Origin of the sequence: Mesorhizobium caraganae (assembly GCF_016836705.1) — a bacterium.
Taxonomy (GTDB): Bacteria; Pseudomonadota; Alphaproteobacteria; order Rhizobiales; family Rhizobiaceae; genus Mesorhizobium; species Mesorhizobium caraganae.
The window spans coordinates 22,116-47,805 of the sequence record NZ_JAFCGY010000005.1; the positions used below are offsets into that span (position 1 = coordinate 22,116).

General features: G+C 64.1%; 27 protein-coding genes. 24 read left to right on the plus strand and 3 right to left on the minus strand.

The window, feature by feature from the left end; genetic code table 11:
• Positions 1–53 precede the first annotated feature (53 nt).
• Genes fliN through motA form a run of 3 tightly spaced genes read right to left on the minus strand, consistent with a single transcriptional unit; the run spans position 54 to position 2,320 of the window.
• The gene (gene fliN, locus JQK88_RS13355) at positions 54–443 is read right to left on the minus strand and encodes a flagellar motor switch protein FliN (protein WP_192254410.1); all 390 of its coding nucleotides are present in this window, start codon (positions 441–443) and stop codon (positions 54–56) included.
• Positions 444–476: 33 nt separating this feature from the next.
• Complete coding sequence (locus JQK88_RS13360) at positions 477–1,409, minus strand: FliM/FliN family flagellar motor switch protein (RefSeq protein ID WP_192254412.1); 933 nt, start codon at positions 1,407–1,409, stop codon at positions 477–479.
• A gap of 35 nt (positions 1,410–1,444) precedes the next feature.
• Positions 1,445–2,320, minus strand: coding sequence for a flagellar motor stator protein MotA (gene motA / locus JQK88_RS13365; protein WP_112559342.1), 876 nt, complete (start codon positions 2,318–2,320; stop codon positions 1,445–1,447).
• A 143-nt stretch (positions 2,321–2,463) separates the two neighbouring features.
• Between motA and JQK88_RS13370 the strand changes: the two genes are divergently transcribed.
• From JQK88_RS13370 to JQK88_RS13490, 24 genes are all read left to right on the plus strand, one after another.
• A complete protein-coding gene (locus JQK88_RS13370; RefSeq protein WP_203278532.1) occupies positions 2,464–4,275 on the plus strand; it encodes a DUF1217 domain-containing protein in 1,812 nt (603 codons plus the stop codon).
• 7 nt (positions 4,276–4,282) lie between these two features.
• The gene (gene flgF, locus JQK88_RS13375; protein WP_203278533.1) at positions 4,283–5,008 is read left to right on the plus strand and encodes a flagellar basal-body rod protein FlgF; all 726 of its coding nucleotides are present in this window, start codon (positions 4,283–4,285) and stop codon (positions 5,006–5,008) included.
• A 3-nt stretch (positions 5,009–5,011) separates the two neighbouring features.
• The gene (fliI, locus tag JQK88_RS13380; protein WP_203278534.1) at positions 5,012–6,433 is read left to right on the plus strand and encodes a flagellar protein export ATPase FliI; all 1,422 of its coding nucleotides are present in this window, start codon (positions 5,012–5,014) and stop codon (positions 6,431–6,433) included.
• Complete coding sequence (locus tag JQK88_RS13390) at positions 6,420–7,610, plus strand: hypothetical protein (RefSeq protein WP_246749823.1); 1,191 nt, start codon at positions 6,420–6,422, stop codon at positions 7,608–7,610. Before fliI ends, JQK88_RS13390 begins: the two co-directional genes overlap by 14 nt.
• Positions 7,611–7,701: 91 nt before the next feature.
• Positions 7,702–8,082 carry a flagellar basal body rod protein FlgB gene (gene flgB / locus JQK88_RS13395; protein WP_112559338.1) on the plus strand — a complete coding sequence of 127 codons (381 nt, stop codon included), beginning with the start codon at positions 7,702–7,704 and terminating at the stop codon, positions 8,080–8,082.
• 2 nt (positions 8,083–8,084) lie between these two features.
• Positions 8,085–8,501: a flagellar basal body rod protein FlgC gene (gene flgC / locus JQK88_RS13400; protein WP_112396534.1), complete on the plus strand. Its 417-nt coding sequence runs from the start codon at positions 8,085–8,087 to the stop codon at positions 8,499–8,501.
• Complete coding sequence (gene fliE / locus JQK88_RS13405) at positions 8,501–8,836, plus strand: flagellar hook-basal body complex protein FliE (protein WP_203278535.1); 336 nt, start codon at positions 8,501–8,503, stop codon at positions 8,834–8,836. Before flgC ends, fliE begins: the two co-directional genes overlap by 1 nt.
• Positions 8,837–8,847: 11 nt before the next feature.
• Positions 8,848–9,636: a flagellar basal-body rod protein FlgG gene (flgG, locus tag JQK88_RS13410; protein WP_112559336.1), complete on the plus strand. Its 789-nt coding sequence runs from the start codon at positions 8,848–8,850 to the stop codon at positions 9,634–9,636.
• Between the two features lie 6 nt (positions 9,637–9,642).
• The gene (gene flgA, locus JQK88_RS13415; protein ID WP_192254424.1) at positions 9,643–10,167 is read left to right on the plus strand and encodes a flagellar basal body P-ring formation chaperone FlgA; all 525 of its coding nucleotides are present in this window, start codon (positions 9,643–9,645) and stop codon (positions 10,165–10,167) included.
• Complete coding sequence (locus JQK88_RS13420) at positions 10,164–11,405, plus strand: flagellar basal body P-ring protein FlgI (RefSeq protein WP_192254426.1); 1,242 nt, start codon at positions 10,164–10,166, stop codon at positions 11,403–11,405. Before flgA ends, JQK88_RS13420 begins: the two co-directional genes overlap by 4 nt.
• Before the next feature lie 2 nt (positions 11,406–11,407).
• Positions 11,408–11,983, plus strand: a complete 576-nt coding sequence (locus JQK88_RS13425) for a MotE family protein (protein WP_203278536.1) — start codon at positions 11,408–11,410, stop codon at positions 11,981–11,983.
• Positions 11,980–12,684, plus strand: coding sequence for a flagellar basal body L-ring protein FlgH (gene flgH / locus JQK88_RS13430; protein ID WP_203278537.1), 705 nt, complete (start codon positions 11,980–11,982; stop codon positions 12,682–12,684). Before JQK88_RS13425 ends, flgH begins: the two co-directional genes overlap by 4 nt.
• Positions 12,685–12,701: 17 nt before the next feature.
• Complete coding sequence (locus JQK88_RS13435) at positions 12,702–13,202, plus strand: flagellar basal body-associated FliL family protein (protein WP_203278538.1); 501 nt, start codon at positions 12,702–12,704, stop codon at positions 13,200–13,202.
• A complete protein-coding gene (fliP, locus tag JQK88_RS13440; protein ID WP_203278539.1) occupies positions 13,199–13,930 on the plus strand; it encodes a flagellar type III secretion system pore protein FliP in 732 nt (243 codons plus the stop codon). Before JQK88_RS13435 ends, fliP begins: the two co-directional genes overlap by 4 nt.
• A gap of 212 nt (positions 13,931–14,142) precedes the next feature.
• Complete coding sequence (locus tag JQK88_RS13445) at positions 14,143–15,027, plus strand: flagellin N-terminal helical domain-containing protein (protein ID WP_192254434.1); 885 nt, start codon at positions 14,143–14,145, stop codon at positions 15,025–15,027.
• Positions 15,028–15,308: 281 nt separating this feature from the next.
• Positions 15,309–16,193 carry a flagellin N-terminal helical domain-containing protein gene (locus JQK88_RS13450; protein ID WP_192254436.1) on the plus strand — a complete coding sequence of 295 codons (885 nt, stop codon included), beginning with the start codon at positions 15,309–15,311 and terminating at the stop codon, positions 16,191–16,193.
• Positions 16,194–16,388: 195 nt separating this feature from the next.
• Complete coding sequence (gene fliF, locus JQK88_RS13455) at positions 16,389–18,032, plus strand: flagellar basal-body MS-ring/collar protein FliF (protein WP_203278540.1); 1,644 nt, start codon at positions 16,389–16,391, stop codon at positions 18,030–18,032.
• Positions 18,033–18,035: 3 nt separating this feature from the next.
• Complete coding sequence (locus tag JQK88_RS13460) at positions 18,036–18,659, plus strand: hypothetical protein (RefSeq protein WP_203278541.1); 624 nt, start codon at positions 18,036–18,038, stop codon at positions 18,657–18,659.
• On the plus strand, positions 18,656–20,005 hold the full coding sequence (locus JQK88_RS13465) for a MotB family protein (protein ID WP_203278542.1): 1,350 nt from the start codon (positions 18,656–18,658) through the stop codon (positions 20,003–20,005). Before JQK88_RS13460 ends, JQK88_RS13465 begins: the two co-directional genes overlap by 4 nt.
• Positions 20,002–21,429 (plus strand): MotC family chemotaxis protein, encoded by a 1,428-nt coding sequence (locus tag JQK88_RS13470; protein ID WP_203278543.1) that lies wholly within the window; start codon positions 20,002–20,004, stop codon positions 21,427–21,429. The genes JQK88_RS13465 and JQK88_RS13470 overlap by 4 nt, the downstream gene beginning before the upstream one ends.
• Entirely contained in the window at positions 21,426–22,823 is a 1,398-nt protein-coding gene (gene fliK / locus JQK88_RS13475; protein ID WP_203278544.1) for a flagellar hook-length control protein FliK, read from the plus strand. Before JQK88_RS13470 ends, fliK begins: the two co-directional genes overlap by 4 nt.
• On the plus strand, positions 22,756–23,343 hold the full coding sequence (locus JQK88_RS13480; protein ID WP_376740406.1) for a transglycosylase SLT domain-containing protein: 588 nt from the start codon (positions 22,756–22,758) through the stop codon (positions 23,341–23,343). Before fliK ends, JQK88_RS13480 begins: the two co-directional genes overlap by 68 nt.
• Positions 23,344–23,566: 223 nt before the next feature.
• Positions 23,567–24,235: a response regulator transcription factor gene (locus JQK88_RS13485; protein WP_112559323.1), complete on the plus strand. Its 669-nt coding sequence runs from the start codon at positions 23,567–23,569 to the stop codon at positions 24,233–24,235.
• A gap of 79 nt (positions 24,236–24,314) precedes the next feature.
• The gene (locus tag JQK88_RS13490; protein ID WP_192254448.1) at positions 24,315–25,568 is read left to right on the plus strand and encodes a flagellar hook protein FlgE; all 1,254 of its coding nucleotides are present in this window, start codon (positions 24,315–24,317) and stop codon (positions 25,566–25,568) included.
• Positions 25,569–25,690: the final 122 nt, after the last annotated feature.

Genomic DNA, 25,690 nt, shown 5'->3' on the forward strand with positions numbered 1-25,690 from the left:
TCCAGGAAAAGTGTGTGCGGTTTTCCGTCCGGAATTGCGTAAAAACAAACACTCTATGCGCTCTTGCTGGCAGCGATGATTTCGGTCAGCCTGATGCCGAAGCGCGACGGATCGCTTTCTAGCACGGTGATCTCGCCACGCGCGATCTTGCGGCCGTTGACCACCACATCGACGGGTTCGCCGATGCGCCGGTTCAGCGCCACCGTCGAGCCCTTCTGCAGCGCCATCAGGTCCGACACCGGCATTTCCGTGCTGCCGAGGATGATCTGCACATCGACCGGAATGCTCATGATGATGTTCGAATTGCTGCCGGACATCGCGGCCCGCAAGGCGGCGTCGGGGCGCTTTTCCTCCTCCTGGAGGACGCCGCGCAATTCCTCGATGGCGCGGTCGAGCTGTTCGTCCGGCTGGTCGATATTGGCTTCCACCTTGGTCTTGGCCATACGTCGTCTCCAAATGCTTGGGTTTGCCCGGCGTCAGCCCGGCATGAGCCCATCGATAAAATCCTGACCGGCATCGTAAGGATGCCTGATCCGGACGGTGTAATTCTGCCCGAGTTTGCCGAACTCGCAGACAAACAGCGTCTTGTCGCGCGCGCTCAGCTTTGCGTGCGACTGCGCCGTTTCCTCGAATTCGATGACCTGGCCCGGCTCGAAGCCGGCGAGGTCGCCAAGCGTCAGGCGTGCCAGCGGCATGGTCGCTTCGAGTGTCACCGTCGAGCGCATCACCTCTTCCGAAAAGCGTGCCCGCCAGTCGGAGGTGGTGCCTTCGCTGTCATGGACATCGGCGATGCCGCGGGTCGCCAGCAGGATGCGCTGCGGGATCATCACTGTGACCGTGCCGCTGTCGGTTGGCGTCGAGATGCCGAAGACGATGCGCACCGCAGCGCCATCGCGCAGCACACGGCGTTTGGCTTCGCTGCCCGAAAGCGCCCGCGGCACCGGCAGTCGCAATTCGAGCGAACGCCGCCCGGAACCGTTCAGCGCCTGCGCAACCTCCTGGAACACCGTAGTCGCCACATCGGTTTCGATCTGCGACAGAGCGCGCTCGATCGGCGAAACCGGCTGATCTGGATCACCGCCAAACAGCGCGCAGACCATCACCGCGATGGCCGGCGCATCGGCCACCAGGGTCATCGCGTCCGAGGATGTCGGCGATGCTATGATGGTCATGGCGAAGGCATCGCCGGCATGCGCGCGGGCATCGGGAACACGGCTGATCTCGACCGCGCGCAGGTCGACGGTCACCGGAGCGCCGAGCTCGCCGGCCAGGCTCTTCTGCAACAGCGGCACCGCGCGCTCACCCATCGAGCGCCCAGTGCCGATGACATGAGCGGCCTCACCGCTGTCACCGACCAGGCGCTCGATGATCAGCGAGCGGGCTTGCGAGGGGCTGCCAGGACTTGTCATGACGGCGCGCGGTCCTGTCTGTCGTCATGCATGGCTCAGGCCGCTTTCTTCTCGGCGGAGGCTGTGTTCATCGTGCTCTGCTCGACGGCGTCGATCGTCGGCCGCTCATAGGACGAGATGGTCTTGCGGCCGAACTCGATCGCCACCTGCGGCAAGGCACCGTTCATGTAGGCGAGCAGCGTCTGCTTGACGATGATGTAGAGGCGGTTCTTCTTCTCGCGCACGGTCTTGATTTTGGTAGCGACCGGCCCGACCACGGCGTAGGACAGGAAGATGCCGAGAAAGGTTCCGACAAGGGCGGCGCCGATCAGGCCGCCAAGGATTTCCGGCGACTGGTCGAGCGCGCCCATCGCCTTGACGACGCCGAGCACGGCGGCGACGATGCCGAGCGCCGGCAGACCGTCGCCCACCGCCACCAGCGCATGATAGGCCTTCATCTTGTCGGACTTGATGGTCTGGATTTCCTCGTCCATCAGCGCCTCGATCTCATGCGAGCGCGCATTCCCGATGATGATGATGCGGCAATAGTCGCAGATGAAATGCGTCAGGTCGTGATTCTTGAGCACGGTCGGGAACGCCTGGAAGATCGCTGACTCCTCCGGATTGTCGATATGCGCCTCGACCTCACTGCGGGATTTCGAGCGCAGTTCGCGCATTAGGCTGTGCAGGACGCCCAGCGTCTCCAGATAGTCGCGCTCCTTCGGCACCGCCTGCTTGAAGGCTTCGAGAATGCCCTTGCCGGTGTCCTTGACCGTCTTCATCGGGTTGGCGACGAGGAAGGTGCCGAGCGCGGCGCCGCAGATGACCACCGCTTCCCAGGGCTGCATCAGCACATGCAGATGGCCGCCCATGGCCATGAAGCCGCCGAGAACACAGCCGAGCGTCACCACAAGTCCGATCAGAATGCCCACGCCAGATCCTTCCGCATCACGTCAGACCTGACCGATAGCCCCCGTGCCTTGTGTGAGGCTTGAATCACGCATGGCGAGGCGATTCAGCCTCGCGCAAGCAAGTCCGCATACTCTGAGTCTGAAGCTGCGACCGGAGGCATGTCGTGTTGAGCACTTTTACCAGCTACCAGCTCATCGCCAGGGATATTCCCAAGGCGATCGACCGCATCGAGGCGGACCCGATCACCAAGCGCGACACCGACTACTATCTCGCCAACATCGGCAGCGTGAAATCGATCGACGATTTCGTCAAGAACACCCGTCTGTTCACCTATGCCATGAAGGCCTTTGGCCTTGGCGACATGGCCTACGCCAAGGCCTTCATGGTCAAAGCCCTGAAGGAAGGTGTCTCCGATCCCGATAGCTTCGCCAACAAACTGACCGACAAGCGCTACGCCGAGTTCGTCTCGGCCTTCAATTTCGCGGCGCTGGGCGAGAATGCCACGAGCTACAATCCGGCGCAGCAGGGTGTGACCAACAATTATAGCGTTCAGGTCTCGGCCGGCGTCGCTCAGAACGGCTTCAGCTACTACAAGGGCGAGACCTCGTACTATCTCTCCAACATCTCCAACGTTAAATCGATCGACGATTTGATGAGCGACGATCGCCTGCTTACCTATGCAATGGCTGCATTCGGCCTCGATGCCGACGCGGAGGCGCCTGCGACCGTCCGGGCGATGCTGGAAGGCGGCGTCACCGACCCGAACAGCCCCGCGAACACGTCGACCAACAAGGGCTACGCAGCTTTCGTCGCCGCCTTCGACTTCGCCCAGTATGGCGACCAGGCGACAGCACGCGACGCCGCCCAGCAGGCGGTTCCCAAAGCCGTCATGGCCGGAACCGGGCTGGTGCTGGTCAAGCCAACCGCGCAATACATCAAGGGCGAGGCCGACTACTACGCGGCCAACATCTCCAAGGTGAAGTCGATCGAGGACCTCTTGAGGGACAAGCGCCTGCTGACCTTCGCCATGGCTGCCTATGGGCTGGACGCTTCGACCCAGACGGCCAGGCAGATCCGCACGATGGTCAACGGCGGCGTCACCGATCCGTTGAGTCCCGCCAACCTGTTGACCGACAAGAGCTACGCCAACTTCGTCAGCGCCTTTGATTTTGCCCAGTATGGCGATCAGACGACCACGCGCGACGCGGTGCTGAAGACCACGCCGAAGCTCTACACGACCGAGTCCAGTCTTGGCCTCATCAAGCCGAATGCGGACGCCGTCCAGGCCGAGACCAACTACTACCTCGCCAACATCACCAAGGTGAAATCGGTCGACGATCTGATGGCCGACAGCCGCCTCTACAATTATGCGCTGTCGGCCAGCGGGCTCGATCCGGCAACCACCAACAAGGATCTCATCCGCGACGTCCTGGAGGGCGGCGTGCGCGATCCCGCCAGCATCGCCAACAAGCTTTCCAACAAGGCCTATGCCAGGCTCGCCACCTCGCTCAATTTCGAGGCTTACGGGGAAGCCGCAACGACCCGCAGCCCATCGCAGCAGCCGGTCGTCGATAAATACATGCGCCAGACGCTGGAAGAAGATGCCGGCAAGACCAATGAGGGCGTGCGGCTGGCGCTCTATTTCGAGCGCAAGGCGCCTACGATCACCAACTGGTACGACGTGCTGGCCGACACCGCACTGGCCAGCGTGGTACGCACCGCGATCGGCCTGCCCGATTCCTTCGCCACCGCCGATATCGACAAGCAGGCGCAGGCCTTCGAGGCAAAACTCGACCTCACCGACTTCACCGACCCGGCCAAGCTCGACAAATTCCTGACCCGCTTCACCAGCCTGTGGGAAATCAACCATCCGACTTCGACCGCCCAGACATCGATCGGAGTGCTGTTTGCCCAACCGACCACCGTCGGCATCTCGACCGATCTGATGATGGCCATGCAGAAACTGAAATTCTGAGAGCACCATGCAGGACAGTCTTTACGTCGCCCTTTCCTCGCAGATCGCGCTCGAGCGCCGTCTCGACACCGTCGCCGACAATGTCGCCAACGCCTCGACCATCGGCTTTCGCGCCACCGGCGTGAAGTTCGAGGATGTCGTCTCCGGCAGCGGCCCCAAATCGGTGTCCTTCGCCTCCTCCGGCAAGACCTATTTGTCCGGCGCGCATGGCGCGATGACGCAGACCGGCAATCCGTTCGACTTCGCCGTCCAGGGCGACGCCTGGTTCGGCATCGATACGCCGGCCGGCACCGTGATGACGCGCGACGGGCGTTTTTCGATGAACGAGAACGGCGAGCTGATGTCGCTTGAAGGCCATCCGGTGCTCGACGCCGGCGGCGCGCCGATCCAGCTCGATCCGCGCGACGGCCCACCCAAGGCGGGCGCCGACGGCTCGCTGCGCCAGGGCGACAAGCTCGTCGGCGCCATTGGCCTGTTCAATTTCGATCCCGGCCCGAATTTCGTGCGCTACGGCAATTCGGGTATCGTTCCCTCGCGCGCACCGGAGCCGGTCACCGACCGCTCCGATCTCGGTGTCGCGCAAGGCTTTGTCGAGGAATCCAACGTCAATCCGGTACTGGAGATGACGCGCCTGATCATGGTCCAGCGCGCCTTCGAGAACACGGCAGCATTGATGCGCCAGACCGATGCCTCGACCGACGACGCCATCAAGACGCTCGGCTCCAAGTCGTAGCGCATGTCGGGCTCACAATCATCGATACGTGCGCTTGAACGGCAGCCCGAGGCAGCGCCTGAAAACCGACTGGCTGCGCTGGAGCGTATCTGGCGCCGGTTCGATGACACCGAGACACTGCTGCGGCGCGGCGGCCGCGTCGCCGAGGTTTCGCCGACGCACTACAAGGTGCGCGGCCTGTCCGAAGTCGCCAGGCTGGGCGACCTCGTCGAGCAGCGCGGCAACGCTGGCACGCGCCGCGGCGAGATCGTCAGGATCGGCCGCGACGAGGTGGTCGTCGCGCCTTTCGAACGCAGCGCCGATGCCGGAATCGGCGACGCCGTGTTTCGCCGCGGTCCGCTGGTGGTGACGCCACACGCTTCCTGGCGCGGACGCGCCATCGACGCGCTGACCCGCGCCATTGATGGCGGTCCGCCGCTGATCAGGAACGGCGAGGCGGCAAGCGGCGACGGCACCACGCCCGGCGCCATGGCGCGGCAGCGTGTCGGCACCGCCTTCACCACCGGGGTCAAGGTCATCGACATCTTCACGCCGCTCTGCTTCGGCCAGCGCCTCGGTGTCTTTGCTGGTTCCGGCGTCGGCAAGTCGACGCTGCTCGCCATGCTGGCCGGCGCCGATGCTTTCGATACGGTGGTGGTGGCGCTGATCGGCGAACGCGGCCGCGAGGTGCGCGAATTCCTCGAAGACACGATCGGGGCGCAAAGCATGGCCAAGACGGTCGCCGTCGTCGCCACCAGCGACGAGAGCGCCATGATGCGGCGGCGCGCGCCCGACACCGCCATGCGCGTCGCCGAACATTTTCGCGACCAGGGACACCGCGTGCTCCTGGTACTGGATTCGATCACCCGCTTTGCCCATGCGCTGCGCGAAGTTGCGACCGGCACTGGCGAGCCGCCGGTGGCGCGCGGCTATCCCGCTTCCGTCTTCACCGACCTGCCGAAGCTGCTCGAGCGCGCTGGACCCGGCGCTGAAGGCCCAGGGGTTAAGGGACAAGGATCCATCACGGCCATCATCTCGGTGCTGGTTGACGGTGACGACCATAACGACCCGGTCGCCGATTCGGTGCGCGGCATTCTCGACGGCCATGTCGTGCTCGACCGCGCGATAGCCGAACAGGGCCGCTATCCGCCGGTCAATCCGCTGTCGTCGATCTCGCGCCTTGCCGACAAGGCATGGAGCCCCGAACAGCGCATGCTGGTGACCAGGCTTAAGTCGATGATCTCGCGCTTCGAGGACACGCGCGATATTCGCCTGCTAGGCGCCTACCAGGGCGGCGCCGATGCCGAGCTAGACATTGCGGTGCGCCAGGTGCCGCTGATCTATGAAGCGCTGACGCAGTCGCCGAAGGATCGCGCCTCCAGCGATGCATTCTCCGACCTCGCCCGTCATCTGAAAGGCAAGCAAAGTGTCGATGCCGGAGACTGAGCGTCAATACACCGAGCGGCTTTTGCGCGAGATGCTGGCCGAGGCCACCGCCGCCGAGGAAGCCAGGGCTGACGAAGCAAGGGCTGCCAAGGCGAAAGCCGATCGCGCCAAGGCAGCCAAAACCGAGGCCGCATTGGCCAGGGCGGCCAAGCCACCCTTGCCGAGACTGGTCCAGCCTGCGTTGCGCAGCGTGCCCGAACCTGCCTTGCGCGGCTCGCCCGAGGTTACCTCGCCGAGCGTAGCCAACCTTGCCCTGCCCGGCATGGGCGAGCCATCTACACCCAGCGCGCTCAGGCTTGCCTTGGTCGGTGCACCGAAGGCTGCCTTGCGCGGTGTGTCCAGGCTTGCATGGGGCAGCGCGAAGCTTATATCGAGCAGCGCGTCCAAGGCGGCGTCGCGCAAAGCGGCCAAGTCCGCCTCGCGCAAAATGGCCAAGCCTGCTCCAACCGGCGAGCCCAAACCCGTATCGATCAGAACAGTCGAACCTGCACTGCGCGATGTCAGCAAGCCTGCCTTCCCCGAGGTGGCCAGACCTGCTCCGCCCGCTTTCGCCAAGCCCCCACTGCCCAAGGCTCCGCATGCCGAACTCAACGAGGCGATCGCGGCTAGCCGTGACTCGCTTCTCGACGGGCTCTTTCCCGACGTCGACTGGCCGCAGCCGCCAAGGGCGCAGTTTCCCAAGGTGAACAAGAAGGATGACCGACGCAGTGATATCGTCTTTGCCGCGCTCGGCATCACGCTCGGCCTGATCTGCGCGCTGTTTCCCTGGTATATCTTCTTCAATCAGGACCAGTTCGGCGTGCAGGCGATCAAGTTCGGCGGCAGCGGCACCAATGCCGGCCGTGTCAGCGGCGGCTCGCAGATGGAAAATTCCGGCCAGCCGCTGACCGCAAACGATGTACCCGATGTCGACCTGTTCGCCACCGGCACGCTGCAGGATCCCGAGGACAAGACACGGGCTCCGGGCGTCGACGAGCAGCCCTTTCCGGCCGACCCAAAGTTCCGCATGGTGCACGTCGCCAATGGCCGCGCCATGATTGAGGACGACGCCGGCCTGTGGATCGTTCAGCGCGGCTCAAAGCTGCCTGACTCCAGCATCGTCTCGTCGATCGAGCAGCGCAGCGGCAAATGGGTCATGGTCACCAGCACCGACCAGGTGATCGAACTCTCCAAGTAATCGCATTCTCCTGGCACGGCACGGGCCGGTCCGCGCAAGGTCCGCGCAAGACTGGCGGCCTAGTCTTGTGCATACCAGCCCGGAGATCCCCATGGAGCCCGTCAATCTTTTCGATCTTGCAGCCAAGCAGTCGCAATGGCTGTCCGTGCGTCAGTCCGCCATTGCCGGCAACATCGCCAACGTCAACACGCCGGGCTACACCGCCGGCGATGTCGAGCCGTTCGAGAAGGTGCTCGACCGCACCGCTGTGTCGCTGACCGCCACCCAGGCCGGGCATCTCGGCACTGCCGCCACCAATGCCGGCTTCACGGTCAAGCCCGAAGAGACGACCGGCGCCATCATGCCGTCGAAGAACACCGTGGTGGTCGAGAACGAGCTGATGAAGGCCGGCGAGGTCCGCCGCTCCTTCGAGCTCAACACGGCGATCGTCAAGGCCTTCCATTCTATGATGATGATGGCGGTTAAGACCTGACCATGGACGCATTGACCTCAGCCCTCAAGATCGCAGCATCCGGCCTCAGCGCCCAGTCGGACCGTTTGCGCGTCGTCTCGGAAAACCTTGCCAACGCGCAGTCGACCGGCAACACGCCGGGCGCCGACCCCTATCGCCGCAAGACCATCAGCTTCGTCTCCGAGCTCGACCGTGCCTCGGGCGGCACGATGGTGGAGGTCAACTCCATCGACCGCGACCCCAGCGACTTTCCCGTCGAATTCCAGCCCGGCAACGAGGCCGCCGACGACAAGGGCTACGTCAAGATGCCCAACGTCAACGTGCTGGTCGAGATGGCCGACATGAGCGAAGCCAACCGCTCCTACGAAGCCAACCTTCAGGTCATCAAGCAGGCGCGTGATCTGATCTCCATGACCATCGACCTGATGAGGAACCAGTAATGATCAGCGGCATTGGCGGTATCGGATCGCTTCCACTGAAGCCGGAGATCGGCGGCACTGACGCCGCGACCGACCTGTTTCAGGGCACCACGGCGCCCATGGCCGGCGGCGAGATCGGCGGCACCTTCGCCGAGGCGCTGAGCCAGGCCGCTTCAAAGACCGTCAACACCTTGCAGAATGCCGAGCAGGTCTCGATCCAGGCGCTCAAGGGCGACGCCGATACCCGCCAGGTCGTCGACGCCGTCATGAGCGCCCAGCAGGCCCTGCAGACCACGATCGCCATCCGCGACAAGGTCGTCTCCGCCTATCTCGAAATCAGCCGTATGGGCATCTGAGGAGACTTGCCGTGAAAGCACTCGCCATTGCAGCGACCGGCATGAACGCCCAGCAGACCAATCTGGAAGTCATCGCCAACAACATCGCCAACATCAACACCACCGGCTACAAGCGCGCGCGCGCCGAATTTTCCGACCTGCTCTACCAGGTCGATCGCACGCAAGGCGTGCCCAACCGGTCCAATTCCTCGCTGGTGCCGGAAGGCGTCTCGATCGGCCTCGGCGTCAAGACGACGGCGGTGCGCAACGTCCATACACAGGGCGAGCTTACCTCGACCGGCAACAGTTTCGATATGGCGCTGACCGGCCGCGGCTGGTTCCAGATCGAGGGCGCCGACGGCGGCACGCTCTACAGCCGCGCCGGCGCCTTCAACACCAACGCCACCGGCCAGCTGGTGACCGTCGACGGCGCCAATGTCATCCCGGCGATCACCGTGCCGGTCGATGCCATCGAGGTCGTCGTCAACAAGACCGGCCAGGTCTTTGCCCGCATCGACGGCCAGACCGATCTCCAGCTGCTCGGCCAGCTGCAGCTCGCCAACTTCGCCAACGAAGCGGGCCTCGCGCCGCTCGGCGACAATTTGTTCCAGGAAACGCCGGCTTCCGGCCCGGCCAATGTCGGTGTACCCGGCGATCCCGGCTTCGCCACGGTCGAGCAGGGCTATCTCGAGGCCTCCAACGTCGATCCGGTCAAGGAAATCACCGAGCTGATCTCGGCGCAGCGTGCCTATGAGATGAATTCCAAGGTCATCCAGGCCGCCGACGACATGGCCTCGGTCGTGTCGAAGAACATCAGGTAAGGTTTGATGGTCTCTCCGGCCTCCCGCTCCGCGCTTTGCCGCACCGCGCTGATCCTCGCGCTGGTGGCCGGCGGCGTGCCGGCTTTTGCCCAGGAGAGTGCAGACCAGCAGGCAACGCAGGTCGCCAGCAACCAGGCGGCCGGCGAGGTCGTGTTGATCCCCAATCGGGTTATTTACCCCGGCGAGATGATCGATACAGGCGCGCTGAAACAGGTGACGCTGCTGCCCGGCAAGCACAGGCCGGATGCGGTCGCCACGCAGGCCGAGGAACTCCAGGGCAAGGTCGCCAAGCGCACGCTGCTGCCCGGCCGCTACATCCCGGTCGCCGCCATCCGCGATGCCTGGCTGGTCGAACAGGGCGCCGCCGTGCAGGTCTATTTCATCGCCGGCGACCTCACCATTTCGGCCACAGCAGTATCGCTGCAGCCGGGCGCCGCCGGCGATCTGATCAAGGTCCGCAACACCGACAGCGGCAAGATCTTTTCCGGCACGGTGATGGCCGACGGCACCATCCGGGTCAGCGCTTCATGAGGCGCGGACCTGCCCTTCTGCTCGCGGCCATTCTCGGCCTGCAGCCGGCGCTGGCCGACGGTCTTACGCCCAAGCAAAAGCGCGATCTTGCCGGCCAGAATGGCGGCGCCTTTGTAGATCCCGAATACGACCCGGCCACCACCAGCCGCATGTTCAGGGTGTCCAACGGCCCAAGCTCGCTGCCGCCCGGCCAGGTCGCCTCGCGCATCAAGGACATCGCTCAGCTGCAGGCCTCGCGCGACAACCAGCTCGTCGGCTACGGCCTCGTTATCGGCCTCGCCGGATCGGGCGACAGCCTGCGCAATTCGCCCTTCACCGAACAGTCGATCCGCGCCATGCTCGAAAATCTCGGCATCGCCACCGAAGGCGGCAGCGCGCGGGCCAAGAACGTCGCCGCCGTCATCGTCACCGCCAACATGCCGCCCTATGTGCAGTCCGGCGCCCGCATCGATATCGACGTCTCCTCCATGGGCGACGCCACCTCGCTGGCCGGCGGCACGCTGGTGATGACGCCACTGAAGGCGGCCGACGGCGAAATCTACGCTGTCGGGCAAGGCTCGGTGATCGTTTCCGGCTTCACCGCCCAGGGCGACGCAGAAAAGCTGACGCAGGGCGTGCCGACGGCCGGACGCGTGCCCAACGGCGCCATTGTCGAGCGCACCGTGCGCGCCGAGTTCGAGGACCAGTCGCTGCTCACCTTGCAGCTGCGCAATCCCGATTTCTCGACCGCCGTCCGCATCGCCGACGCCATCAACGGCTACACCTCGCAGCGCTTCGGCATGCGCGTGGCGGCCGAGCGCGATGCGCGCACCGTGCAGATCAGACGGCCGAAGAATGTTTCGGCGGCGCGCTTCTATGCCGAGATCGAAAACCTGGTGGTCGAATCCGACACGCCGGCGCGGGTCGTCATCGACGAGCGCACCGGCACCATCGTCATCGGCAACGAGGTCAAGATCTCGCGCGTTGCGATCAGCCACGGCACGCTCACCGTGCGCATCACCGAACAGCCGAAGGTCGTCCAGCCCGAACCCTTCTCCAAGGGCGTGACCGCGGAGGAACCCTTCACCACCATCGAGGCCACCCGGCCCGATGCGCGCGTCGCCGTGCTCGATGGACCCAACCTCGAAACGCTGGTGTCCGGCCTCAACCGTCTCGGCGTCAAGCCGGACGGCATCATTGCCATCCTGCAAGGCATCAAGTCGGCCGGTGCTTTGCAGGCCGATCTGGTTCTTCAATAGGCATGAAGATGATCGATCGCCTTTCTCCAAAACACCGCCGCAACGCAGCCCTGGCGGCCTGCGCCATCGCCGCGCTGCTCGCAGCTTTCCCGGCCAATGCCGAAGAAGCGGTGCGGCAGGTTCTGCCCGGCGGTCAGCAGCCGGCAACAGCCCAGCAGCTGGTTCGCGAGAAGGCACCCGACGAAAGCGAAATCCAGCGCTTCTGCTCCAACATCGCCGACGCCGCCCGTGACCGCCGTTACGTACTGCAAGCCGAAGAGCTGAAGCAACTGCAGGCCGGCATCGACCAGCGTATGAAGGCGCTGGACGAAAAGCGCGCCGAATACGAGCAATGGCTGAAGCGGCGCGAAGTGTTCCTGGCCCGCGCCGAGGACGGCGTCGTCAAGATCTATGCCGGCATGAAACCCGATGCCGCGGCCGAACGCCTGGCCATGGTCACCCCCGATCTCGCCGCAGCCATCCTGATGAAACTCGATTCGCGCAAGGCCGGCGTCATTCTCAATGAAATGAACCAGAAGGCGGCGGCCACGCTCACCGGCATCATGGCCAGCGCGGCCCGAAGGGTAGATCCGTCATGAAGTTGCAGTTGCTCGTCCTGGTCGCGGCTGCTTCACTGTCCGGCTGTGCCATCGACCCGAAGGAGATCGGCAGGGAGCCGGTGATGTCGCCGGTCGGCTCCGGCATTACCGGCAGCGTCAATGCGCCCTATGCATATCCGGAGGAGCCGCGGGCGCCGGTGAAGAAATTCTCGCTCTGGGACGATCGCCAGAGCCGATTGTTCACCGATCCGCGCGCGCTGCGCGATGGCGACATCCTGACCGTCAGGATCAAGCTCAACGACAAGGCCAACTTCAAGAACCAGAACGACAGGAGCCGCACCGCCGCGCGCAAGCTCGGCTATGACGTCAAACTCGGATGGGAAGATGCCAGCACCAGCGGCAAGGGCGACGCCGGCTTGAGCTCCAGCACCGAAACCAATGCCGACGGCGAGATCAAGCGTTCGGAAAACCTCGAACTCAATGTCGCCGCCGTCGTCACCGAAGTCCTGCCCAACGGCAATTTGATGATCCGCGGCTCGCAGGAAGTGCGCGTCAACTACGAGCTCAGGGTGCTGACCATTGCCGGTATGGTGCGTCCCTCGGACATCGGCGCCGAAAACACCATCTCCTACGAACGCATCGCCGAGGCGCGCATCTCCTATGGCGGCCGCGGCCGCGTCAGCGAAGTCCAGCAGCCCGCCTACGGTCAGCAGATCCTCGACCAAGTCCTCCCCTTCTAGGTCCGGAGAACAGCGCCGTGGCAAATGTCGAACAGGTCCAGCCCAAAAAGGGCCCATCGCTTGTCATCCAGCTCGCGATGCTTTTGGCGGTGACGGGCGCTGCCATCGGCATGGGTTGGGTCTCCGGCGGCTATCTGAAGGGCGTCGGCGGACCGGTACCGGTGCCGGCCGCACCCGAGAACCAGTCCAACGCCGAGCGGCCGAGCCCGGCCGCCGCGCATGAGCCGGGCACCGGGCCGACACTCGTGCAGCTGGCGCCGATCACCACCAATCTGGCCGCGCCTGCCGATATCTGGATAAGGCTGGAAGCGTCGGTGGTCTACGATGCGCCGCAACCGCCGGAGCTCACCGAGAGCATTCACCAGGACCTGCTGGCCATGGTCCGCACCCTGAAGATGCATCAGATCGAAGGTGCCAGCGGCTACCAGCATTTGAAAGCCGACCTCGAGGAGCGCGCCGCGATCCGCAGCGGCGGCCATGCCAAACAGGTTCTGATCAGGACATTGCTGCTCGAATGAGAAAACTCATCCTCGCCGCCGCGATCGTCGTCGCCGCCACTTCTGTCGCCGCTGCCCAGCAGCTTGACCTCGGCGGCATTGGCAAGGCCGACGGCGCCACCGTCGGCTACATCATTCAGATGTTCGGCCTGCTCACCGTGCTGTCGGTGGCGCCGGGCCTGTTGATCATGGTGACGAGCTTCACCCGCTTCGTCATCGCCTTCTCGATCCTGCGCGCCGGCATCGGCCTGCAGTCGACGCCGGCCAATCTGATCCTGATCTCGCTGTCGCTGTTCATGACCTTCTACGTCATGGCGCCGACCTTCGACCAGGCGTGGAACACCGGCGTCAGGCCGCTGATGGACAACCAGATAAGCCAGACCGAGGCGTTCGAGAAGATCTCGGACCCGTTCCGCACCTTCATGCTGCACAATGTCCGCGACAAGGATTTCGACCTGTTCGCCGATCTCGCCCGCGAACGCGGCCAGGTGGTCGCCAAGGAAACCGTCGACCTGCGCATCCTGGTGCCGGCCTTCATGATCTCCGAAATCCGCCGCGGCTTCGAGATCGGTTTCCTGATCGTGCTGCCGTTCCTCGTCATCGACCTGATCGTCGCCACCATCACCATGGCCATGGGCATGATGATGCTGCCGCCGACCGTCGTTTCGCTGCCCTTCAAGATCCTGTTCTTCGTCCTCATCGACGGCTGGAACCTGCTGGTCGGCAGCCTGGTGCGATCCTTTACCTGACCGCCCGCGACCCTGCGTGGCGCCTGGCTAAAACTTTACGCAATATATTTCCGGTTAACCGTCCCGTTTAGCCCTTTGGTAGGGACTTGCCCGCATATTGCTCGCAGATGGCGGGTGATCGGGTCTCACGATCATTGGCATGATGCCGCTCCGTCATACCGGAAAAGCCGGTATGCAAAAAACACCCTGTAAAAATCAAGGTACGAGTAGCCATGTCCAGTATCATGACCAACGCCGCGGCGCTGACCGCGCTGCAGAGCCTCAACAGCACCAACAAGCAGCTCGAAATGACCCAGGCCCGTATTTCCACGGGCTACCGCGTCGCCACCGCCAGCGACAACGCCGCGTACTGGTCGATCGCGACCTCGATGAAGTCCGACAACAAGGCGCTTTCGTCGGTTCAGGATTCGCTGGGCCTCGGCGCCGGCAAGGTCGACACCGCCTACACCGCCATCAACGACATCAAGGACCAGGTCGACCTGATCAAGTCCAAGCTCGTTACCGCTCGCGGCGCCTCGAAGGAAGACCAGCAGAAGATCGCGACCGAAATCAACGCCATCCAGGCGCAGATCAAGTCCTCGGTGACCAACGCCAACTTCGCCGGCTCGAACCTGCTGCAGAACGACGCTGCCGCCGCCTCCGACCTGAAGATCGTCGCTTCCTACAACCGTACCGGCGCGACCGTCACCATCGACACCATCGACGTCAAGGCTGCCGACACGCAGGTCCTCGATGTCGCCGGCACGGGCGGCATCGTTGGCGGCCTGCTCGCCACGACCTTCTTCGATCCGAGCACCACGGCGGTTACCGCCGCCGCCATCGACACCGCGCTCGGCACCGTTGAAACGGCGCTGGCCAAGCTGTCCACCGGCGCTGCCTCGCTCGGCGCCGCGAAGTCACGCATCGACACCCAGAAGAGCTTCCTGTCGAACCTGTCGGACTCCATCGACAAGGGCGTCGGCGCTCTGGTCGACGCCGACATGAACAAGGAATCGACCCGTCTGCAGGCCCTCCAGGTCCAGCAGCAGCTCGGCATCCAGGCGTTGTCGATCGCCAACGGCAACTCGCAGTCGATCCTGTCGCTCTTCCGCGGCTGATCTCTCGACTTTACGACCGACAATATCCGATCGGGCCGCGCCAACAGCGCGGCCCGATTTCTTTTTGTGGCTGTTGATTTTCTCTTTAAATGGCGGCCGATTTTGCTTTTGGCCAGCGCCCGGATTGGCTTGTTTTAACAGGCCATTAACCATATCCCGGTAGTCATGGTTAACGATACCATGGCGGGCAGACCAGACGGTCGATGGGCTTATGCCTACCCCCTGATGAAGTTGATCCGGCGTGTGCGTGACACGCCAGTTTTTGAGAAGGGGTAAAGATCTTGGCAAGCATCATGACGAACGCTTCGGCGCTGACCGCGCTGCAGAGCTTGAACAACACCAACAAGCAGCTCGAAATGACCCAGTCGCGCATTTCGACCGGCTACCGTGTCGCCACCGCCAGCGACAACGCTGCCTACTGGTCGATCGCCACCACGATGAAGTCCGACAACAAGGCGCTTTCGGCTGTTCAGGACGCGCTCGGCCTGGGCGCCGGCAAGGTCGATACCGCCTACACCGCCATCACCGACATCAAGGACCAGGTCGACCTGATCAAGGCCAAGCTGGTTACCGCGCGCAGCGCCTCGAAGGACGATCAGCAGAAGATCGCGACCGAAATCAAGGCCATCCAGGACCAGATCAAGTCGTCGGTCACCAACGCTTCCTATGCCGGCTCGAACTTGCTGCAGAACGACGCTGCCGCAGCCTCCGACCTGAAGATCGTCGCTTCCTACAACCGCACCGGCACGACCGTCGCCATCGACACCATCGACGTCAAGGCTGCCGACACGCAGGTTCTCGATGTCGCCGGCACCGGCGGCATCGTCGGCGGCCTGCTGGCTACGACCTTCTTCGATCCGAGCACCACCCAGGTCCTCCCGGCTGCCATCGACACCGCACTCGGCGCCGTTGAAACGGCGCTGGCCAAGCTATCCACGGGTGCCGCCTATCTCGGCGCCGCCAAGTCGCGCATCGACACCCAGAAGAGCTTCCTGTCGAACCTGTCGGACTCCATCGACAAGGGCGTCGGCGCTCTGGTCGACGCCGACATGAACAAGGAATCGACGCGGCTGCAGGCCCTCCAGGTCCAGCAGCAGCTCGGCATCCAGTCGCTGTCGATCGCCAACGGCAACTCGCAGTCGATCCTGGCGCTGTTCAAGCAATAGGCCGTACCCGGCTTTCTCCGCCTTCGAATTGAAGGGCCGCGCCAACAGCACGGCCCTTTCGCTTTGTGGCTGTGTTTTGATGCATGTCGTTGGCCCGGAACCGCTGCACACTTCCGGGCGACATGCTTTATCATCTTCGCACAAGCTTCGCGGTCTAGTGTTCCCACGGAATATCATGCTGGGAGCGCTTGAATCGTGCCGCAACAGATCCAGAGCATCATCTCGAATCTCAGGGCATTTGGCGTCAGGCGCCTCGCCATGCTGGCCGGCATTGCCGCGCTGGTGATGGCCGTCATCGGCATCGGCTCGGTCTATCTCAACCGCCCCGCCTATGAGACGCTCTATGTCGGGCTCGACCGCTCCGACGTGAACCAGATCGGCCTTGTGCTCGGTGAGGCAGGCATCGGCTTCGACGTCGGCTCCGACGGCACCTCCGTGCTGGTACCGGCCGGCACCACCGCGCAGGCGCGCATGCTGCTTGCCGAAAAGGGCCTGCCAACCAGCGCCAATGCCGGCTACGAACTGTTCGACAATGTCGGCTCGCTCGGCCTGACCTCCTTCATGCAGCAGATCACCCGCGTGCGTGCGCTGGAAGGCGAGATCGCTCGTACCATACAGTCGATTGCGGGCATCAAGGCCGCCCGCGTCCACATCGTCATGTCCGAGCGCGCCAATTTCCGCCGCGACGAACAGCAGCCTTCGGCCTCGGTGGTCATCCGTTATTCCGGCATCGACGCCGAAAAGAGCGCCATGTCGATCCGCCATCTCGTCGCCGCCGCCGTGCCCGGCCTGTCGGCCGACAAGGTCACCGTGCTCGATTCCAACGGCAACCTTCTCGCCGCCGGCGACGATCCCTCCAACACCAGTGCTGCCCGCACGCTCGGCGTCGAGCAGACCGTCGAGGCGCAGATCGGCGACAACATCCGCCGCGCGCTGACACCCTATCTCGGACCAGACAATTTCCGCGCCAGCGTCAAGGCCGATGTCAACACCGACACCCGCCAGACCGAAGAGACGATCTTCGATCCGGAGTCGCGCGTCGAGCGTTCGGTGCAGTCGGTGCGCGCCAACGAGAACAGCAACCAGAGGCAAGCCTCGACCCCGGCCAGCGTCGAGCAGAACCTGCCCGAGACCCAGGCGACCAGTACCGACGGCCCGCAGACGACATCGGCCAACGACCGCAAGGAGGAGATCACCAATTACGAGATCAACTCCAAGAAGATCGCCACCGTCTCCAACGGCTATTCCGTCACCAAAATGTCGATCGCCGTCGTCGTCAACCAGCAGCGACTGATGACCATCCTCGGCAAGGACGCCACGCCCGAGCAGATCGCCAAGCGCGTCGCCGACATCCAGAAGATGGTGGCCTCGGCCACCGGCTTCGACGACAAGCGCGGCGATATCATCGATGTCTCGGCGGTCGAGTTCATCGACGGGCTGGACGGCGAGCCGATCGAACAGCCGGGCATAATGGCATCGATCGGAACCCATGCCGGCACGATGATCAATGCCGGCGCCTTCATCGTCGTGGTGTTCCTGGTCGCCTTCTTCGGCCTGAGGCCGATGGCCACCGCGCTGACCGCGCGGCCGACGCCCGCACTTGCCGGTCCAAGCTTCGACGATGTCCAGCGTTCACTGCCGACACCTGAAACCACCGCCACCGCCGAACCTCCGCCGGCGGCATTGCCGAGCGGCCGCCCCGGCCCGACTCCGCTCGACGATCTTCGCCAGAAGATCAGGCCGGCGCCGCAGGAACGGCTTGCCCGCATGGTCGATCTCAACGAGGAGCGCACCGCGCAGATCCTGCGCAAATGGGCCGCCCAGGAAGCAACGGTGTAGACCATGGTCTCGGCAGCGCTTTTCGACCTTTTGCCGGATTTCGGCGCCCGCACCCAGCGCGCCGGCCAGCCGCCCACGACCAAGGCCGAGCCAAAGCCGGAAACGCCGGTGCCGCAGGCCGACATCGGCGCGCTGATCGCCGAAGCGGTCATCGATGCCGAAGCCGCCCTTGAAGCTCGCCTTGCCATCGCCCACCAGGCAGCGCTCGAGGCGCAGAACCAGGCCAATGCCGATGAAGCAAAGGCTTTTCTGGAAAGCTTCGGCAGCGATGTCGGTCTAGCCGTCGCTGCCCGTATCGACGCCATGGAGGCGAAGGTCAGCGAGCTTGTCGGCGCAACCGTCGCCCGCATCATTGGCGGCATTGTCAGCGACGATCTGCACAAGCGCTCGCTGGAAGCCCTTGCCGGCACGATCCGCGAAGCCGTCGGCGACAGCGAGGCGGTGCGCATCGCCGTGCGCGGGCCGCTGTCGCTGTTCGAGACGCTGAAGGCTTCGCTTGGCCCACGCGCGGCCAATCTCGATTTCGTCGAGGCGCCCGGCCTCGACCTCACCGTCGCCATTGACGAGGCGGTGTTCGAAACCCGCATCGCCGAATGGTCTGCTGCCTTGTCCGAGGCCCTGTCATGAGTGCCACTGACGCCGCCGACCACCCGCACGAAATCATCATCGTGCGGCGCAACCACGACGACCATGACGACGCCCATCATGGCGGCGTCTGGAAGATCGCCTTTGCCGATTTCATGACCGCCATGATGTGCTTCTTCCTCGTCATGTGGCTGATCAATGCCGCCAACGAGCAGACCAAGGCCGCCGTCGCCAGCTATTTCAACCCGGTCAAGCTGGTCGACCGCAACGCCAGCCGCAAGGGCCTCGAAGACCTCGGCGATGGCCCGAGCAAGGTCGGGCTGACGGCCGACGACCCGAAGGACAAGACCAGCAAGGCCGGACAGGACGGCATCGGCGGCGCAGGCACCTCGGACAAGAAGCAGCCGAAGGAATCGGCGCCGAAGACCGATCTTTCCGACGAGCATCTGTTTGCCGACCCCTATGCGGTGCTGTCGGAAATCGCCACCGACACCGGCGTCATGCAGAATGTCAGCGAGAAGGGCGATGGCGGCGCGCAGGCGTCCGGCCCCGCCACCGGTGCATCGGGCGGCCAATCCTACCGCGACCCGTTCGCGCCGGATTTCTGGTCGCAGCAGGTGGCGGCACCCGGCGCCGAAGCCACCGCCGAGCGCAGCAAGATCGAAGGCGATCCTTTGAAGCCCGGCGACAAGGCCGCGAAGGACCAAGTGGCTGAGGTGAAGGCCGTGCCGCCGGCGCCGCCGGTGACGGCAGCGCCGCTCGAGCCGCTGGCAAAGCCCGCATCCGACAAGCCACTGGCCAAGGCAGAGGCCAAGGCTGAAGCCGCAAAGGCTGCAGCTGAAAAGGCGGAGATTGCACAGGCGGAAGCCGCCGAAGCTCAAACCGCACCCAAGCCCGAAGCCGCGGAAAAGACGCCGAGTGCCGCCGCCGTCAAGGCCGCGGCTCAGGTCAAGCAGGAACTCGCCGAGGCCTTCAAGCCTGGCGACAAATTGCACGACGGCGTCTCCGTCGAGGCCACCGACAAGGGCGTCGTCATCTCGATCACCGACCAGTTCGATTTCGGCATGTTCGAGATCGGCTCGGCAGTGCCGCGCCGTGAACTGGTGCTGGCGATGGAAAAGATAGGCCGCATCGTCAACGAGCAGAAAGGCACGATCAGCATCAACGGCCACACCGATGCGCGGCCGTTCCGCAGCGACACCTACGACAATTGGCGGCTGTCCACGGCGCGCGCCCATTCCGCCTACTACATGCTGGTGCGCGGCGGCGTCGACGAGCGCCGCATCACCGAGGTCGCCGGCTTCGCCGACCGCGAGCCGAAAATTGCCGCCGACCCGATGGCGGCCGCCAACCGCCGCATCGAGATCCTGATGGCGACCGACGGATGAGACGCGGCGCCATCATCGGCCGCGCCGTCGGCTTGCTGCTGTTGAGCGCTGTCCATTCGCCGGCAGCTTTTGCCGAGGACGGCTTGCAGCCCTATCAGCTGGTGCGCTCGCTGCAGCTGGTGCAGGACCGCATCGCCGCCGGCGACCACGCCGCGCTGCCGATGCAGGCCAAGCTACTCGAAATAACCGACACAAGGCTTCGCGCGGCGGACGCGCAGGATTTCAGCGACCCGAAGAACTTTCGCGCCTTGCTGGTCTATGGCATGAGCGGCGGCAACCCCGTCACCGTCGAGGTCGCGGTGTCGCGCGCCAAGACAGACCCTCAAAACCTGGCCATCGCCAAGGGCATTATCGACTATCTGAACGGTCGCCCGGCTGCCGCGATCGAGGCGCTGAAGCCGATCGATCCGATGACGCTGCCCACCGATCTCGGTGCCTTCCTGGCGCTGGTCAAAGGCTCACTGCTCGCCCCCGAGCAACCGGCCGCAGCACTTGCGCTGCTCGACGACGCCCGCCTGCTCAGCCCCGGCACGCTGGTCGAGGAAGCAGCGCTGCGCCGCTCGGTCGGTATTGCCGCCGCGCAAGGCGATGGCGCGCGCTTCGCGCTCGCCTCGACGCAGTATGTCGAGGACTATCTCTATTCGCCCTATGCCAGCCAGTTTGCCGATGCCTTCGTGTCCGGCGTCATCACGCTCCATATGGCGATCAGCCAGGACAAGCTCGCCGACATCACCGCAATGATGGATCCCGAGCGCGAGAAAGTGATCTACCTGCGCATAGCCCGCCGTGCCGCGATCGACGGCCTCGCCGATCTCTCAGCCTTTGCCTCGGCCAGGGCCGAACAGGGCCGCGATGGCATTCACAATCGGGACGACCCGCGCGCGCAACTCTATTCCAGCCTGTCCACGGTAACGTCGGGCACCATCGACGAGGTCCGCGCCAAGCTCGACAAGATCGATCGCAGTCAGCTTTCGCAAAGCGACCGCGACCTGCTCGACGCCGCGCAGGCCGTGGCCGGCGAAGTGATCGCGCCGCCGGCGCCGCTGCCTGCCGACAAGCCTGCGCCTGCCGCAGTCAAACAGGAGCCGGTCAAGACCGCGGCTACGGCAAACCCCGATGAGCCCGAACTGCCGCCGGTCGAAGGTGCAATGCCTAAGCCGCCAGCCGCAGCGCCATCGGGCGGACCGGCCGCAACCGACAAGCCGAAGGCGCCAGTCGAGTCAGCCGCGCAGGCACAGAGTACGCCTCAGACCAAGGGGCCGCAGGCGCCCTCTGTCGCCACTGCCAGCGATGCGGCGCCTGTCGTGCCGGCATCGGCACCTGCAACCGGGGCCGAGCCCGCCGATCCCACCGACGCCGCCATGGCCAAGACGCGTCGCCAGCTCGATTTGATCGACCAGATGCTTGGAGCAGCCCCGAAATGACCACCAATGTTGGCCAGGCCCTGCCGGGATTTGCACCCGTGCACGCTGGATCGAAGCAGACCGCGCCGAACGCCAAGGGCGACGACAAAAGCTTCGGTGAACTGCTGCGCGGCGACGACAATGCGCCGACGCTGAAAGGCCAGGGAGCAACCGAGGCCGCGCCGCACGAGCCACGTTGGACCCGGCGCAGCGCGGCCGGCCCCGTCAAGGACGAGACTGCACACGCGGAGACGGGCAAGGCGGCCCTCAAACCGGTTGTCGGGAAAGCCGCAAAGGACCCTGTCGACAGCGGTCCGGACAAGACATCCGCTGACGCTGAGGCGGATGGACAAGAGGCAGGCACGGCACCGCTGCAGGACCATCTGCCATTGCTGATAGCGTTGCATGATATCAGCCGTTTCGCGGCGGCCAGAGCGAGCGGGAACGGCGCCGCCACGAATGAACAGACTGAACAGCCAGCGCTCGACGGCGAGACCGCTTCTGCGCAGACGCCGCCTCAGTCGTTGAAGAAATTCCGCGCGGCATCCGGCCCCGGCAACAGCCCCGACACGCCGCCGCTGTCCGAATGGGCCAAGGCCGGAGTCGACGCTTCCGCACAGGATCAGGAGCAAAAGCTGGCCGCGATCGGACCCCAGTCAGGCAAGCTGCCTAACCCGGATGGCGCGACGCCTCTTCTGCCGGCGGACCAGACGGCAAGCGACGTTTCGGCACCTGAGGCAAAACGGTCTGCGCCGTCGACGAAGGCCGTCGATGGAGCCCATTCCGCCGCGACGTCCACATCCGAAAAACAGGCGCCGTCCGCCGGGCGCGTCGACATTGTCGCCGAGCAGAGTTTCCCGGCGCCGGCGCAAAGCCCGATGAACCAGACGACGTCGGCTCTGATCGACGCTCTCGCTTCGCACAACGGCCTGCGGCAAGCGGTTTCGACGCCGTCGACGACCGCCCAGACGGCCGGTTCTGTTGCCGTTCCGACACATATATTGAAGATCGAGCTTCACCCGGCCGAACTCGGCATGGTCACTGCCAGTCTCAGGCTCGCCGGGGAACAACTTTCGATAGAATTAAAGCCCGAAACCCACGAGGCTTACCGCCGCCTCGCCACCGATAGCGACGCTATAGTAAAGTCGTTGCGCGGGCTCGGCTTCGATGTCGACAAGGTCACCATTCTGCAACCCTCGATAGCAGTCCACGCTCCGGCTCGCAGTGATGCAGCGAACTCCCAGGCGATGCCGCAAGGCCGCGATCAGTCTGCCTTTCAGCCCGGGAACTCGAGCGGCAACAATGCGGGTTCGGGTGGCCAGCAGTCGGGAAGAAACCGCAATGACGATGCACAGGAATTCGGTCGCCCTGCAGCGCCTGTTCGCGAGCGTGCTGGCGACGATATGTTTATCTAGCCTCGGCACTGGATCGGCCAACGCCGCCACCAACCCTTGCGAGCCCGAGATCCTGCGCGCCGCCGATCGCTATGGCGTGCCGGCCGGCATCCTCTATGCCGTCGGACTTACCGAGACCGGCAAGAAAGGCAGCCTTCAGCCTAATGCCTTGAATATAGAAGGAAAAGCCGTTTTTCCAAGGAGTCGCGCCGAGGCCTTGGCGACATTCGAAGCGGCTCGGCGCGAGGGCAAGAAGCTCATCGACCTCGGCTGCATGCAGATCAACCATCACTATCACGCATCGCATTTTCGCAGCGTCGACGACATGCTCGACCCGCGCCAGAATGTCGACTACGCGGCGCGCTTCCTGGCCAGCCTGCATGCCCGTCATGTCAGCTGGTCGATGGCCGTCGCCCGCTACCACGCCGGCCCTGACAATGATCCCGCGCAGAAATACTATGTCTGCCGCGTCATAGCCAACATGGTCGCCACCGGCTTCGGCAAATGGACGCCGAACGCTCGCGCCTTCTGCAACCCATAGATGTATCCGCCTTTCGCAGATGTGTGCAAGCCGCGACCCCTGCCGGTGCCCCCGGCACGTCCCGGCATCGGCGGCCAACGCTACAAATTCGTGACTGCTGTTATTTCGAAACCCGAAATAACTCCCAAGAAAATAGCTACAAGAAATGATGGTTGTTCAGGATTCCCGCCACCGGTTACGCCTCTTCCCACGGGGCAGATGATCTGATTCGGAGGCGGGGCCGATGATTGTAATCGTTGACGAGCGTGAGCTCGTAACTGAGGGGTATAACTCCCTTTTCGATCGCGAGGGGGTCGCCTGTGCGGGCTTCGCACCTGGCGAATTCGGCGAGTGGGTGACATCGGCTGCCGACACCGATTTGAAGTCGGTCCGCGCCTTCCTCATCGGCGACTGCCGCGAAGGCGCCATCTCGCCACGCCAGATCCGCGACCGCACCGGCGCTCCGGTCATCGCGCTCAGCGAACAACACTCGCTTGAAAATACGCTGCGGCTGTTCGAGAGCGGCGTCGACGACGTCATCCGCAAGCCGGTTCATATCAGAGAGATCCTGGCCCGCATCACCGCCATCCGCCGCCGCGCCCATGAGGACGTCAGCTACACCGAGATTGGCGCCATGCGCATCTTCATGGACGGCCGCGATCCCGAGATCGATGGCCAGCCGCTGCCACTGCCGCGCCGCGAACGCCGCATCCTCGAATATCTGGCGAGCAACCGCGGACGCCGTGTCACCAAGACCCAGGTCTTCAACGCCATCTACGGCATCTTCGACGAAGAGGTCGAGGAGAACGTGGTCGAGAGCCACATCAGCAAATTGCGCAAGAAACTGCGCGAGAAGCTCGGCCAGGACCCGATCGATTCCAAGCGCTTCCTCGGCTACCGGCTGGTGTTCTGATGGCGGTCTGCGCCAGCTTCGCGCAAGACAGAAATTATACCCTCGCGACCACAGACATGGGCATTGAGGAGACGTTTCGATGAGCCTTTACGGAATGATGCGGACCGGCGTTTCCGGGATGAACGCACAGGCCAATCGCCTGTCGACGACAGCCGACAACATCGCCAATTCCGACACCACCGGCTACAAGCGATCCTCGGCCGAGTTCTCGACGCTGATCATGCCGCAGGTCGGTGGCGCCTATAATTCTGGCGGCGTCAACACCACGATCCGCTCGGCCATCAGCGCCCAGGGCGTGCTTCAGTACACAACCTCGGTCTCCGACCTGGCGGTCAACGGCAACGGCTTCTTCGTCGTCCAGGACCCCAGCGGAACACCTTTCCTCACCCGCGCCGGCGCCTTCGTTCCAGATGCCCAGGGCAGGCTGGTCAACGCCGCCGGCTACCAGCTGATGGCCTACAGCTACGCCAACGGCACACCTGCCGCCACCGCCAACGGTTTCGAAGGGCTGGTTCCTGTCGAGATTTCCGACCAGGAAATGACGGCGACGCCTAGCACCACGGGCAACTTCAACGCCAATCTGCCCGCGGGCGCCACCCCGCCCGCCGGACCGCTGCCGTCCACCAACAGCGCGACGGCAGAGTACACGTCGAAATCCTCGATCGTCACCTATGACAATCTCGGCAACAAGAAGCTGCTCGACGTCTATTTCACCAACACCGGCACCGGCACTTGGTCGGTTTCGGTGTTCGACCAGTCCAAGGCGACGCCCGGCACATCCTTCCCCTATACGGGCGGCGCGCTGGCTTCGGCCAATCTGACCTTCGACACCACCACCGGCAAGCTCACCGGCGCCGTCGACTCAATTACGATACCCGTACCGGGCGGTGCGTCGCTCGATCTCGATCTGTCCAAGCTGACCCAGCTCGGCACCGGCTTCACCGTCTCCGAAGCGAAGGTCAACGGCAACGCTCCCAGCACGATCGAAAAGATCCAGATCGGCGAGGACGGCGTCATCTACGCCCAGTATCAGGACGGTTCGACCAAGCCGCTGTTCAAGATCCCGTTGGCCGACGTCCAGAGCGCCGACAACCTCACCGCACTGCCTGGCAACGTCTATGCGCAATCCACCGACTCCGGCACCGTGCGCATCGGCTTTGCCAATGAAGGCAAGCTCGGCAGCATCATCTCCGGCGCGCTGGAAAATTCCAACGTCGATATCGCCGAGGAACTGACCAACATGATCGCGGCGCAGCGCAGCTACACCGCAAACTCGAAAGTATTCCAGACCGGTTCCGACCTCATGGACGTCCTTGTCAACCTGAAGAGATAAACAACGGGCGCTAGTGGGATGAACCCAAACCGGAGCAGCGCGGTGCGCGGATTTCGAATTCAAGGCCACACCGGCAAACCGGCTGGTGTGGTTTGGAATTAGAGGTTTCCGAACGCTGACGC